Origin of the sequence: Chryseobacterium geocarposphaerae, from assembly GCF_002797535.1 — a bacterium.
Classification (GTDB): Bacteria; Bacteroidota; Bacteroidia; order Flavobacteriales; family Weeksellaceae; genus Chryseobacterium; species Chryseobacterium geocarposphaerae.
Map to the genome: position 1 here is coordinate 1,657,188 of NZ_PGFD01000001.1, position 14,599 is coordinate 1,671,786.

General features: G+C 34.8%; 11 protein-coding genes and 1 pseudogene. 4 read left to right on the top strand and 8 right to left on the bottom strand.

The features are described from left to right. Positions 1-89 precede the first annotated feature (89 nt). From CLV73_RS07320 to CLV73_RS07335, 4 genes are all read left to right on the top strand, one after another. Positions 90-2,495 carry a hypothetical protein gene (locus CLV73_RS07320; RefSeq protein ID WP_100376187.1) on the top strand — a complete coding sequence of 802 codons (2,406 nt, stop codon included), beginning with the start codon at positions 90-92 and terminating at the stop codon, positions 2,493-2,495. Positions 2,496-2,935: 440 nt separating this feature from the next. Next, positions 2,936-3,490 (top strand): hypothetical protein, encoded by a 555-nt coding sequence (locus CLV73_RS07325; RefSeq protein WP_228424279.1) that lies wholly within the window; start codon positions 2,936-2,938, stop codon positions 3,488-3,490. Between the two features lie 75 nt (positions 3,491-3,565). Then, positions 3,566-4,261, top strand: a complete 696-nt coding sequence (locus CLV73_RS07330; RefSeq protein ID WP_100376188.1) for an ABC transporter ATP-binding protein — start codon at positions 3,566-3,568, stop codon at positions 4,259-4,261. 128 nt (positions 4,262-4,389) lie between these two features. Then, entirely contained in the window at positions 4,390-4,821 is a 432-nt protein-coding gene (locus tag CLV73_RS07335; RefSeq protein WP_100376189.1) for a hypothetical protein, read from the top strand. A 37-nt stretch (positions 4,822-4,858) separates the two neighbouring features. Here CLV73_RS07335 and CLV73_RS07340 read toward each other — a convergent pair whose 3' ends face one another. The 8 genes and pseudogenes from CLV73_RS07340 to CLV73_RS07375 all read right to left on the bottom strand — a co-directional run bounded on the left by CLV73_RS07340 (position 4,859) and on the right by CLV73_RS07375 (position 14,597). After that, positions 4,859-5,659, bottom strand: coding sequence for a patatin-like phospholipase family protein (locus CLV73_RS07340; protein ID WP_100376190.1), 801 nt, complete (start codon positions 5,657-5,659; stop codon positions 4,859-4,861). 125 nt (positions 5,660-5,784) lie between these two features. Then, on the bottom strand, positions 5,785-7,173 hold the full coding sequence (gene lpdA / locus CLV73_RS07345; protein ID WP_100376191.1) for a dihydrolipoyl dehydrogenase: 1,389 nt from the start codon (positions 7,171-7,173) through the stop codon (positions 5,785-5,787). Between the two features lie 227 nt (positions 7,174-7,400). Beyond that, positions 7,401-7,661 (bottom strand): hypothetical protein, encoded by a 261-nt coding sequence (locus CLV73_RS07350; protein WP_100376192.1) that lies wholly within the window; start codon positions 7,659-7,661, stop codon positions 7,401-7,403. Between the two features lie 111 nt (positions 7,662-7,772). Then, positions 7,773-10,436, bottom strand: a complete 2,664-nt coding sequence (locus CLV73_RS07355) for a beta-glucosidase (RefSeq protein WP_100376193.1) — start codon at positions 10,434-10,436, stop codon at positions 7,773-7,775. Between the two features lie 257 nt (positions 10,437-10,693). Beyond that, a complete protein-coding gene (locus CLV73_RS07360) occupies positions 10,694-12,136 on the bottom strand; it encodes an alpha-L-fucosidase (RefSeq protein ID WP_100376194.1) in 1,443 nt (480 codons plus the stop codon). A 125-nt stretch (positions 12,137-12,261) separates the two neighbouring features. After that, positions 12,262-13,119 (bottom strand): annotated as a pseudogene (locus CLV73_RS07365) (TIGR01777 family oxidoreductase); the annotation flags it as partial. A gap of 185 nt (positions 13,120-13,304) precedes the next feature. Continuing rightward, complete coding sequence (locus CLV73_RS07370) at positions 13,305-14,009, bottom strand: YqjF family protein (protein ID WP_100376195.1); 705 nt, start codon at positions 14,007-14,009, stop codon at positions 13,305-13,307. Positions 14,010-14,120: 111 nt separating this feature from the next. Beyond that, entirely contained in the window at positions 14,121-14,597 is a 477-nt protein-coding gene (locus tag CLV73_RS07375; RefSeq protein ID WP_100376196.1) for an SRPBCC family protein, read from the bottom strand. Positions 14,598-14,599: the final 2 nt, after the last annotated feature.

Here is a 14,599-nt window from a genome sequence, read left to right on the forward strand (position 1 = left end):
TAAAATCTCCTAATTTTTGAAATTAGAAAACTTTAAAGTCTTTAATTGAGTAATTTAGCATTGGATTAAAAAATGTGTTAAGATTTTCTATGAAAAACATCTTCTTTTTATTGCTTGTTTCAGTGGTACAACCTGCATTGGCACAAACCAAACTGGAAAAAGCAATTACCAGTCTTGAAAATAATTACGAACAGGAAAAAGTATACATCCTTACCGACAAATCACAATATGCAGCTGGTGACCAGATATGGTTCAAAAGTTTTGTTTTTGATGGTTACAATCGTTCTGCACTGTCTACTACTTTATTTGTTGAATTATATGATGCTGATAAAAAATTAATAGACTGGAAAACGGTACTTCTCACGAATGGTGAAGGCAGCGGAGACTTTAAACTTAAGGAAGATCTTCCTGAGCAAATTTATTTTGTAAGAGCCTATACGCCTTACATGACCAATTTTAACGAAGATTTTCAGATCGTTAAAACGATTCCGGTTTACAATCCCAGTTCTACTAAAACATTAGAAATTGCAAAAAGTACAGACTGGTCTGCAAAAGCTTTCCCGGAAGGAAGAACTTTCATTAATGGAGTACCTACAAAATTTGCCGTAAGATTATCCAGCAATACTTCTTTACCGGAAAACTGGAGCGGAAAAGTAATAGATACACAAAATCCGAGTGTACCTGTAACTAACTTTACATCTTTTGATAAAAATGTTGCCTCATTTACAATAACTCCGGCTTCAGGAAAAAAATATCAGGCTATCATTCAGGATAATGCAGGAAAAAAGCAAACCATAGATTTACCTGAGGTCGTAAACAGTGGTGTTAGTCTGCAAGTTTCCAGCTCTAAAGATGGAATTAAATACAGTTTAAAAGGGATCAATTTAAAGCAACAGCTTCAAAATTATAAAATTGTAGGAACCATCAACAATCATTTGGCATATAGAGCTAATATCAATCAGCTAATTAATGAAGCTTCAAGTCTTATTCCTACCAAAATAAGCAACGGAGCCAACGGTATTTTACAATTAGCCATTTTCGATGAGCAAGATAATCTAGTTGCTCAAAGGCTTTGCTTTATCAAGCCTAATAATTTAAAGATTGAAAAGGCAGATATTATTAGTAAGAATTTAAAAACCACGCCAAGATCTTTCAACAGTATTGATCTTTCCCCGGAATCATATTTTAAAAACTACACCGTTTTGGTAAGCGAAAACGATGGCAACAATACACCGGAAGAAGAGAATCTTCTGAGCGGCCTGTGGTTGACGGGAGATTTTACTTCAAAAATAGACAGTCCCGCGCAATATTTCTCCAGCAATGCCAATAGTGAAGCTTTAGACGCTTTGCTTATTTCTGAAAACTGGAACAAATTTGACTGGAATTCTGTTCTTAACGGATCTGTGCCATCCATTAAAAATAATTCTCAAAAATTTCTTTCTTATAGGGTAAAACCTCTTAAAAACAACGCCATGCTGAAAGACACCAATGTGACTTTAGCATTAAAACTAGGGAAGAATGAACCTACTGTTAATTTATTTAAAACGGATCAGAACGGATATGTCTATCTGGATAATCTCAGCTTTGATGAGCCTTTGAGTGTTTCATTATTTGTAAATGCAGAAAAAGATAAAGAATCAAGTACGGATAACTTATTCGTCACCGTAGAACCACTGGTAGTTCCTACACCATTTAAAGGCAACTTTCCAACCACAAAATACAGACTGGTAACAGCAGCAGCAAACAGAAAACTTTCCACAACAATTTCCAGAGCCATCAATACACAGAAGAATATTAAAAAGACTGAGAATGTTGATGTACAAATTGAAGAAGTAAAATTAGTAGGAAAGAAAAAAGATCCCAAAGAAGAATTGGATAAACAACTTTCTACCGGGATGTTCAGTTCTATAAATTCTACTATATTCGATTTCGTAAATGAAGACCAGCATGTTGGAGGATCCAACAATATTTTTGACTGGCTGCAGGGAAGAGCGGCCGGTTTAACATTTCAACGGGACAATTCAGGAGTGAATGTACCCTATATTCGTGGCAGTCAGGCAAAACTCTATTTAGATGAAGTTCAAACCGATCCCAGTATGATTGCAAGTCTCCCCGTAACCAATATTGCTATGGTGAAAATTATTAAAGGAGCCGGATTAATAGGTGATGCCGTATTAATCTATACCCTGAAAGGAAATATGAAATCCAAAAGCAATGAAAGTGAAAAAGCAACACAAAATAATAATCTGGCCATAGTAAAAGGATACGATAAACCTTCGGAATTCCCTATTGAAATGATTGATAATGATTCTCCGGCTAAAATTGAAAATGATACCCGAGAAACATTGTACTGGAATCCTAATTTGTTTGACAGTGATTATGTTCCTCCAAGAATTAAGTTTTTCAATAATGACTCTGCAAAACAATATAAAATGCTTATCATAAGCTTTGATGAAGACGATAACCTTCTTTATGATCAGGAAATTTTAAAATAAAGCTAAACGGCATTACTTTCAAGATAGTAATGCCGTTTTAATTTTATAATCAGTAATTATTAATTCTATTTTGATGTTTTCACTCCCTGAGGTAATATTTTTCTTTGATTTCAAAATCACTGATAACGATCTCCGGTCCATTACAAGATGAAATATATTGCAAGAACTCATCATTACGGAGGAAATACACAAATGTTATCCAACTTTATAAACAGTAATCTGCAATGATTTCGTTAAATCATCTATCAACAAAACAGGAGTTTTGAAAAATAAAGTATTTAAAATCAACTACAAATGTTTTGATTGCAATAACCTAGCATTCTTTCCAATAGCAATATTAAAAAAAGTACTATTTTTGTGAGGAATTATAAATGTTGTCTAATAGCAGATTTATTATTACATTAGACATACCAATTTATGAAATATTAAAATTCACCCAAATGAAAAAATTAATTCTACTCCTTACTTGTTCGTTCGGTATTTCAGTTTTTTCGCAAATTAAAGTACTAAAAAACGAGACTTTAGTAGAAATTGGAAAAGATAATTCTGTAGGTTTATTCAAAAAAGACGATAAATTCACTATTAATTATCAGGACCTCAATACGAGTAATCTCAATACATTCAGATCATTTTCATTTTTAGATGTCAATGGGGATGTAGAAGGTCTCTATAAATTAATTACCGGTGGCCTTATCGATCAACCAACAGGAAACATTACCCTGGAGCTTCCTAATGACATTATTGAGCTGCACTATGAAAAAAACTACGGCCAGCCTACCGTTCAGTTTATTCAGTACATCAATAAAAACAGGAAATATGTAGGGAAATCCCAATTCTTAAATAAGAAACAGGTTGATAAGATCTTTGGTATAGGAACAGCCAAATCGGCATTGTACAAACCTGTTGCAAAGAACAATCTGACCCCTGTAAATCCAATGCCTGCTCCCGAAACGGCAAAACCGGCAACCACAAAAGGAAAGAAATCAAAAAAATAATCAATAATACTTAACTCATTCTCTTAGGATGAGTTTTTTATTTTTATTTTTGTAAAAAAAGATTCTCATCAGATTATGTCCCTTCAAATAACTCAATTAACAAAAAAGTTTGCAGAACAAACTGCGCTTAACAATATTAATATTTCAATTGATAAAAATGAGATCATTGGTCTTCTGGGCCCAAACGGTGCCGGGAAATCAACACTTATGAAATCCATTGTCGGTGCACTTACCATAGATGAGGGTGAGATTATTTTTAACGGGAAAAACATTACAGAAAACGAAATAGAAAGCAAGAGAAAAATTGGCTTTTTACCAGAGAACAATCCACTTTACCTGGAAATGTATGTGAAGGAATATCTGCAATTTGTAGCCAATATTCATAAAATTCCTACATCAAGAGTAGATGAGGTGATTGATTTAGTAGGAATTACACCGGAAAAATCTAAAAAAATAGGACAACTTTCTAAAGGATACAAACAAAGAGTAGGTCTTGCGCAGGCCATCATTCATCAACCGGATTTATTGATCCTGGATGAGCCGACCAACGGTCTTGATCCCAACCAAATCATCGAGATCAGAAATGTGGTAAAAGAAATCGGTCAGCAAAAAACAGTTTTACTTTCTACCCACATCATGCAGGAAGTTGAAGCACTTTGTTCCCGTGTAATCCTTATCCATAAAGGAAATATTCTTCAGGATTGTCCTATTGAAGAGTTTAAAGGTAAGTTTGAAAGCCTTGAAGAAGCTTTTGCAAGCTATACTGCATAAAAAGAAGAACGCCCGAAAATTTCGGGCGTTCTTCTTTTCTTTAACAATTAGCCATAAAATATTCTTGTAAAAAGAACTTTAATTAGCTTTAATTTGATAAATTTAACATCACCAATAAAATATTAAAAATGATCAAAAAACTTTTATTTACAGCACTTTGTATTGCTCAGTGTTCATTATTTACAGCACATACAATCCATGAGAATCCTGTTTCAAAAGAAAATTATAAACAGGAAAAAGTACCAAAATCAGTTATTATTAAAACAAAAAAGTTCAAGCTGAAAATAGATAAGCAACCCAACGGGAAATATCTTTATCAATCTTGGGCAGCGACCGGAAAAGTAACTTCAAAACCGAGTATGATTATTTCTGACGGAGAGTTGATCCCTGACGGAACCGGAGGAAACTATTATTATGAATTTAACAATAATGGCTATACTTATCAGGTCTGGAGAAATTATTTAACCGATTCGCCTAAAAAAGCACCTTATACTCTTGTTGTGACTGATCAAAACGGAAAAACAATCGTCAATCAGGATGGACAAATCGTAAAAAATTAAAATAAAAACTCTCACTATTTATGTGAGAGTTTTGTTTTTATGTACCTGCTGGTTTTATTTTCAAATAAAAATTACTTTCATCAAAACTTTCTTTGGCCGCATTATAGCCTATATTGAAAATCTGCTCAAGGCGGTCTTTTTTTCTTTCAAAGGTTCCGAAACTGGATAATTTTTGAGAGGAAATGAACCAGTCACAATACTCGAATTTTACTTTTTCAATTCTGTAAGAAAGAAGATCATAAGAACGTGAAACAATAGCTTTTATCGACTTCAAATCATTGATTTTAATATCATGAGGCGGAGAGACAAAAACCCCGATCAGTCTGTCGCAATCATCGCGGATAATATCAGCAGGAAAGTTATTAAGAACTCCTCCATCACAAAACATTTCTTCCTCCAAAATATAGGGTGTCGTAATTCCCGGAATAGAACAGGACGCTATAATGGCGTCGGTAACCAGAAAATCATCATCAAAGATCTTTTCAGTTCCGGAAACCAACTCTGTGGCCACAATCTTGACCTGTTTCTCCAAATCCCCAATTTTCATATCCCGAAAAATTGGTTTCAGATAATTGTTAAAAATAACGGAAGAAACCAGCCCCGGCTGATTGAACGTAAAATGTTTCCAGTTGAAAAAGTATACCGATTGAAAAAAATCAAGGATTTCTTCCGGTGTTTTCCCTACTGCATAAAGGCATCCCACAATAGAACCTGCACTACAACATGCCAAAATATCTACATCAATATTTTTTTCAAGCAAAAATTTTAAAACTCCTGCATGAGCAATACCTTTGGTACCACCACCCGATAAAACCAATCCTGTTTTTTCAAAGTTCATTGAATAAATTTAAGAAAACATCGTTACACAATGTATTTAATAATCTAAATATTTTGTTAATTTTTCGGAAAATAAAAAACCACAGAAGAATCTGCGGTTTTAATATTTAAAATAATAATCTCAGATTAAATGTGGATCACTTCTCCGTAAGCAGCAGCAGCAGCTTCCATAATAGCTTCAGAAACTGTCGGGTGCGGGTGAATAGACTTAATGATTTCGTGACCTGTAGTTTCTAATTTTCTAGCCACAACAGCCTCAGCAACCATATCTGTAACTCCTTCTCCGATCATGTGGCAACCTAACCACTCACCGTATTTAGCATCGAAAATCACTTTGATGAAACCATCCGTATTTCCGTTCGCCGTAGCTTTTCCACTTGCAGAAAGAGGGAATTTACCCACTTTGATTTCATATCCTTTTTCTTTAGCCTGTTTTTCAGTAAGACCAACAGAAGCCACTTCAGGATGACAGTACGTACATCCAGGAATATTGCCGTAGTCGATTTTCTCAACGTGCATTCCTTTGATTTTCTCAACACAAGTAATCCCTTCAGCAGAAGCAACGTGTGCTAAAGCCTGAGTCGGGATGATATCTCCGATTGCATAGTATCCAGGAACTGAAGTTTCGTACCATTCGTTGACCAAAACTCTTCCTTTATCCGTCTGGATTCCCACTTCCTCAAGACCGATGTTCTCGATATTTGCAGCGATTCCAACAGCAGATAATAAGATGTCTGCCTCAAGAACGATATTTCCTTTCGCAGTTTTTACAGTAGCTTTTACACCTTCTCCACTTGTATCAACACTTTCTACAGAAGCATTCGTCATGATTTCGATACCTGATTTTTTCAAAGACTTCTCTAAGTGTTTAGAAATTTCCTCATCCTCAACAGGAACGATGTTTGGCATAAATTCAACAACAGTTACTTTCGTACCCATTGTGTTATAGAAATCAGCAAATTCTACTCCGATAGCTCCGGAACCTACAACAATCATAGATTTCGGTTGCACAGGAAGAGATAACGCCTGTCTGTATCCAATTACTTTTTTACCATCCTGAGGTAAGTTCGGTAATTCTCTTGAACGGGCTCCTGTTGCGATAATGATGTGAGTCCCTGTATATTCAGTTACTTTTCCTTCTTTATCTGTAACAGAAACTTTTTTACCTTTCTGCACTTTAGCCGTCCCTAAAATAACGTCGATTTTATTCTTTTTCATCAGGAATTCAATCCCTTTGCTCATTTTGTTGGCAACACCACGGCTTCTCTGAATTACGTTCGGAAATTCAAAACTTCCTTCCACTTTGTTCAAACCATAATCTTCAGCATGGTTAATATAATGAAAAACCTGAGCCGACTTCAACAAAGCTTTAGTTGGAATACATCCCCAGTTAAGGCAAATCCCCCCTAAATTTTCTTTCTCGATAATTGCAGTTTTGAAACCCAATTGTGCCGCTCTAATTGCAGTAACATATCCACCAGGACCACTTCCGATGACAATAATATCGTAATTCATTAGCTTAAAATTTTTATGCGAATTTAAGGAAAAATATTGGATGAAGCACGTTTCTGAAAATTCGTGAAGCAATGCATAGTAAATGTTGTTTCTTTTAATTTAAACTAAAAAAGAGAACACGAAAGCATTCTCTTTTTAATAAATTTTATTTTACTTTAAAAATTTCATAAAATCGAATCTACAACAATAAGTTTCTTCAATTTTAATATTTTTGAAATTATTTGATATTACATCTTTTTAAGTAATCGCTTCTGTTCCTGATATTTTTGATTTAAAGCTTTTAGCTGATCCCTTTTCATTTGCTTGGTCGCCAATGGATGATTCAAAATTGCCTTTTTTTCCTGATTATATCTCTTATCAAGTTCTTTCGATTTTATAGCGATCAGCTCGCTTTTCGAAGGATGCGGTGGTACAGGCGGATGTTGTTGCGCAAACGCACTTGTTGATAAACCTATCAATAAAATCGTTGATATAAAAAACTTTTTCATGACATTTACTTTTTATGAATGGTTTTAATTAAATAACAATCTTCAATTAAATTCATTCGAATTCAATGTAAATATTACATATATCGTACCACAATTATTTTTGCTAATAATTTATTCAACATCAACATTTTGTTTTAGAGGCAGGTTCTTAGATGAATTTCCAACAAAAACCCTGTATGTTCCCTTTTCAATAACCCAGTTCATTGTTGAATCTAAAAACTGTAGTTCCTTCACAGGAACTTCAATTGAAATTTGTTTTGATTCTCCCGGCTTTAACTCTACTTTTTTAAAACCTTTCAACTCAATGATCGGTCTTGAAACCGAAGCTAACAAATCTTTGACATACAGCTGAACAACTTCACTTCCTGCTTTTGAACCTGTATTTTTCACATTGACTTTTGCAATAATAATGTCATTTTCAGCAAATTTTGTTTTATTTAACTGTAAATCAGAAATTTCAAAAGTCGTATAATTTAATCCAAAACCAAAAGGATATAAAGGTTCTCCACTTAAATCGTAGTAATCATTTCCTCTCCCCGTCGGATGATGATTGTACGTCAAAGGCAGTTGTCCTTCTTCAATAGGAAAAGTGACCGGCAATTTTCCCGAAGGATTTTCTGCACCGAAAAGCACTTTTGCCACAGCATTTCCACCCTCTTCTCCAGGATACCAAGCATCCAAAATCGCACCGACCTTATCTTTCCAATCCGTAGTTTTTATGGCGGAACCTCCTATTAAAACAACGGTTGTCGGTTTATTTAATTTTGAAACTTCCTGAATAAATTTTTCCTGATTTCCCGGAAGACTCAAAGAGGAACGGTCCTGAAATTCTCCCTCATGAATTCCGGCTGTAACGATGATGTAATCCGCATGTTGAGCGAGTTTTAATGCTTCATCAAAATCTTTCTGATAGTCGTTTAAACCATAATTCCAGATCAGTTCGATATTGGCTTCTCCCCTGTTTTCGTGGAATTCTACAGCAATATCATATTTCTGACCTTTTGTAAAATCAATATCAACTGTTTTGGTTGAATAACTCAATTTTTCCCAATTATCAATCAATAATTTGCCATTTATATATAATCTGAAACCGTCATTTCCCCTTAAACCCAACTTATATTTTCCGGAATTAGGAGCTTCCAGTTTTCCTTTCCAGCGAATACTGTAATTGTCGGGCTGCAGCTTATCCGGATTTGGAGAGTACAATGTCCATTTAAAATTTAATTGCTCGTCCCGTTTTTCAAATGCCGGATTTCCTTTTAAATCAGAATTGGAAAAATAATTTCCTTTCAGTCCTTTTTGATTTTCGGAAGACAAAAATTCTGCCGGAACTGTTGTAAAATTTTTCAGATTCCAATCAATTCCTTTTGAGTAATTGACTTCTATATTTTTGTTTTTAACGAAATTTTTAATTCCATCCAAAATACTCACCTTTTTATTTCCTGGCCCTGAATAACCGCCCAATCTTGCATCGACAGCATCTGTTCCAACCACCAAAATCTTTTTATAATTTTCAGAAATCGGAAGTGTTTGATTATTGTTTTGGAGCAAAACAAAAGATTCAATCGCCGCTTTTTCCGCTAAAGGCTTGTGATTGATTTTCTTTAATTCATCAATATCTTTACTGGAAACATAGGGCTTTTCAAACAAACCGAGCTCAAATTTTGCTCTCAAGACCCGTGCTACTGCATCATCAATTCTCTCCTTTGGAATTCGTCCATCCAAAAACGGCGGAATAAATAACTTATAATGCTGATATTCGGTCTGGAAAATCACATCAAGACCAGCATTTATGGCCTGTGCGGAAGCATCATCGTAATCTTTTGCCGTAAAATGCAAAACGTTTGCTCCACCAACTGCACTTGCATCGCTGATGACAAAACCTTTAAAATTCCATTCTTTTTTTAATTTTTCAGTCAATAACCAATGATTTGCCGTTGAAGGTTTTCCATCCAACAGATTATAAGAAGTCATTACAGATCGGCTTTTTCCTTGCTGAAAGGCTTTTTGAAAGGGAATCAAATGAGTTTCTTCTAAATATCTTTTACTCCAATGAATCGGATATGAATCTCTCCCACCTTCACCAACATTTGCTAAAAAATGTTTCGGAGTCGTAATAATTCCCTGATTTTCAAAAGAACTGACGAAATTCACACCCATCACAGAAGTTAGAAAAGGATCTTCGCCGTACGTTTCTTCTGTTCTTCCCCATCGAACATCACTTGCCAAATTCACAACCGGCGTCAAAATCTGACGGATTCCTCTTAATTTCGATTCTTTGGCAATTGCTGTGGAAACCTCCTTCATCAACTCAGGATTGAATGTCGCCGATAAACCGATCGCCTGCGGAAAAGCTGTCGCGCCTTCCCGCATCAATCCGTGCAAAGCTTCATCAAAAGGGATAATCGGAATTCCCAATCGCGACTCTTCCACGAAATATTTCTGAATGGCATTTATTTTTTTCACCAATCTTTCCGCATCTTCATTTGCATTGTATTTCAGCAATTGTCCGGCAACTCCGCCACCCTGATTCCCTGCACTTACCTGCAAACCAAAAATTCCGTGAGCATATTGCCCTTTCGGAACATGATCCAAATCTCCGGGAATCATGAAGCATTGCCAGAATTTTTCTTCTGGAGTCATGCGTTTTAACAAATCCTGAATTCTGGCTTCTACAGGTTGTTTTGAGTCTTTGTATAATGGTTTTTGAGCGGCAATAAATGTAGTGCTCAGTAATGAAATTGCTATGATTTTAAAACAAAATTTTAAGAACATAAATAATTTGATTTAATTATTATTCTTTTGTCTTGAAACAAAAGAACCAAAAAGTTCAAGACTTGGAACTCTCCGCTAAAAATTAAAATTTAATCCTAAAATTCCCAAAACTTGCGCGAATTCAATATTTTTTCTTCGTTTCAATATTTGTGTCACGCTTCAAACAATGGGAATTTCTTAACGGATTAAATTTTAATTTTCTTAACGCTCCGATTTCCTATGTCGTTTTTTGATATAAAAGTAGTCCACAATTTGAACTATTGTGTAATTTGGATTACGGTGGAATATTTTAACTGGTTTCTTTCTTTCGGTAAATTAATTTCAATTGAATTTCCTGTCTTTTTCCATTGGATTTTATTGGATAATCCTAAAACTTTTAATGATTTCGGTTTAAAATTTTCCGGAATTGTAAAACTTAATGTTGATGGAGATTCATACTTTGGCTGATCATCTAAATGAAAAATATTCACTGTTTTTCCGTCTTTGCTTTGGGTGTAATAAAAATTTCCATTGTGATAAGGTGCAACACTTCTCGTCGCAAAAACTGCTGACTGGTTTTTATCCATCCAACCTGAAATTTCCTTTAATCTTTCATAAACAATAGCATCATAATCCCCGTTCGGTCCGGGCGCAATATTCATCAGGTAATTTCCGCCTCTTGAAATAATTTTCACCAACGTTTCAATAATTTTTTGAGAGGATTTGTAGTTATCATTTGGAACATATGAAAATGAATCGCCCATGGTGATGCAGCTTTCCCACGGAATCGAAAGTGGCTTTTCAGGAACGGCCTGTTCAGGCGTCACATAATTTTCCCATTTTCCGGGAACCGTGCGGTCTACAACGATGATTCCGGGTTGATTTTTCCTGGCCATCATCCCGATTTTATCCATATCGATATCCTGTTCAACCTTAATGGTTCTCTGCCATTCAACATTGGGATCGATCGTTTTGAACGGACGAACCCAGCCTCCGTCTAACCAAAGAATATCGATCTTACCGTAGTTTGAAGTAATTTCATTCAGTTGATTAAAGGTAAAATTTTTGAAACTGTTCCATCTTTCAGGGTATTTTTTCGGATCATAGTTTACATTTCTGTCTTTTGGAGGAAAATAGGACCACCAGTAATCATCAGAATGCCAATCGGGTTTTGAGAAATAAGCTCCGATCCTGAACCCTTCTTTTCGGAATGTATTGAAAATTTCCTTCGTCACATCCGCTTTTGGATTTTTGGAAAAAGGCGTTTTTGTAGAAGTTATCTTATAATCAGACTGTTTCGTGTCAAACATAGCAAAACCATCATGATGTTTTGTTGTGAACACCACATATTTCATTCCCGCTTTTTTCACTGCATCTGCCCATTTCTGAGGATTGAACTGAGTCGGATTGAAAGTCGTCTGAAGATTTTCATAGTTTTTTACATATTCGCAGTACGATTTTCCGTGTTCCGGTTTTCTCTGCGTCCACGATTCATCTTCCGGACATAGGCTCCAGCTTTCGACAATTCCCCATTGGCTGTAAATTCCCCAATGCATAAACAATCCGAATTTAAGATCCTGCCAGTTTTCAAGATTCTGGATAACAAGCGGATCTGTGGGCTTTTGGTAGCCTTCCGAAACATTATGAGCCTGTGAAAAAAGTGTGACCGATGTAAATAATGATGAAAGAAAAAAGGTTTTAGCTTTTGGTCTGATGAACATTAAGTTTAGTTTTTGCTAATTTAATCATCATTTATTAAACTGCAAAAAGCATGAATTATTTAGGTTAAGGTTCGGTTTACGACAACCTGCAAAACTCAGAATCAACAAAAATATATTATCATAATTTAAACCAAGTCTTTAAATGCATCATCTATTTTAGAATAATTAAATTTAAAGCCGCTTTTCATTAATTTTTCAGGATATACACTTCTACTTTTCAACAATAATTCTGTTTCTGTATTTAAAAATATGGAGACAATTTCCAGTTGCCAAACCGGAGCATTCAATCCAAATGGAATTTTCATTCCTTTTCTTAATTTTCTCATGAATTTTTCATTTGGTAAAGGGTTGGGAGCTGTAATATTAATTTCACCCACAATATTTCCATTATTGATAATGTGTTCGATAGCTCTGCAAAAATCATCAATATGAACCCAACTTACGTTTTGATTTCCTCTTCCTTGTTTTCCGCCTAAACCTAATTTCGTGATCGTTTTCAGCTTTGAAAAAGCGCCGCCATTATTCCCCAAAACGATGGAAGTCCGCAAAGCTACTTTTCGCACATTTTCTGTTTTTACTTTAAAAAATTCTTTTTCCCAGCTTTTACAGATATTCATTGAAAAATCGTCCCCAATGATTCCGTTTTCTTCTGTGTTTAAATGAGTTTCTGAATGAATATAAATGGTTGCCGAACTTGCATTTAGCCAAACTTTAGGCTTATTGGTACATTCATCAATGGCGTGCTGAAGAACTTTTGTGCTTTCAATTCTCGAATTGTAAATCTCTTTTTTATTCTTTTCCGTATATCGGCAATCGACAGACTTTCCTGTGAGATTGATTAAAACATCAGCATTTTCGAGTAAATTTTTCCATTCGCCCAATGTCCTTGCATCCCAATGAATTTCATTCTTACGTTTTGGATTTCTGGTTAAAATATAAACCTGATTTCCTTTGTCTGTAAAATATTTTTCGAGATTTTTTCCGAGGAAGCCGGTTCAGGCGGCGATGATTATTTTCATTTGGTTGATGGAATTTAGTTGATGGTTGATGGATTTAAATATTGAGATGCTTCGACAAGCTCAGCATGACATCGCTAATACTAATTGTTTGTAAAAGCCCGAAAAATATCCGCATGAATATTTTACTTTTTATTTGTTTCTTTTTACTTTTAGATTAAATACTTTCTTGTTTTTACTTCAATTTCAGAACCTTCTGCTAGCATGACGGAGATTGGTTTCCGATGATTTAAACATTCGAAATCGTTACCATAGACTTTTTGAAAATCTATTTCAAGCTGATGGTTTTTTACTAAATAATAATCCCATTTTGGATGATAGACTTCATACTCGGAAGTTTTATTCTCTTTTTTTGTGAAACCATAATAATGTTCAGTTATGAATTCAAATTCGGAATTGCTTTCCATTTTTAAAGGTACATTTTCTGCAGTGATTTCAATGGAATGCCAGGTTTTATCTTTCCAAGAGTATTTTATTAATAGTTCTTCGTCTTTTTGATGCATTTTATTTTTCATTGGCTTCGTTATATAATTTTCTTTATAAACCGAATTAGCAACAAAACTCAAAGCCGGTTTCGGAACAATTTCTTTGATGAAGACGACTCCTCTTTTCCAGTTATTTTCTTCTTTTTTCTTTACATAAAATCTCAGATTCACTTCTTCAAAATTTCTGTGAAAGGGAATGGGAAGTCCGAGTAACTTTGTATTTAAAAACATAAATCCGACTACACTTACATAACATTTTCCCTGGTAAAAATCGAGTTCTGTTCCTTTGGGAAGATATTTTTCTAAAATCTTGGGATTGATTTCATAGTTGATGATGGCTAGTTTTCGCCATTCGGCTTTTAGGAAGTTCATTTTATTTTAGTTGATTGTTGTTGGTTGTTAGCTTTTAATGTTGAGATGCTTCGACAAGCTCAGCATGACATCGCTAATACTGACCGTTTTGACGCTCGCTTCGCTCGCGCTTTATCCCTTTTTTTCCGTTAAGTTTTCATTATTTTCTGCGGTTTCTTTAATTAATTTGTTTCGTTCCAAGAGGAAGTTTTTCATATAATTTTTAAGATAGATTGTATTGAAAATTTTTCCGATGATTCCGAGCGGAGATTGAAATTCGAAAATATCTGTCATAATTGTGTTTTCACCTTCCTGCCTGAAAATATGCTGATGTTTCATAGATTTAAATGCACCTTTCAGCATAACATCCGTGAAATGATGAGGCTTTTTCATGCTGATAATTTTTGTTGTTAATGTTTGTACAACTCCTAAGTGTTTTGCTTGCCAGGTTACGGTTTCTCCCAGCTCGATCAATCCTGAAGTTCGTCCCGCAATTGCTTTTTCCCCGGTTTTAAAGGTTGATTTTTGATGAAGATCAATATCTCTTGCCAAATCAAAAACGGTTTGAATGTCGGATTTGATGATTGTGTCTAAATAAATTGTTGACATTT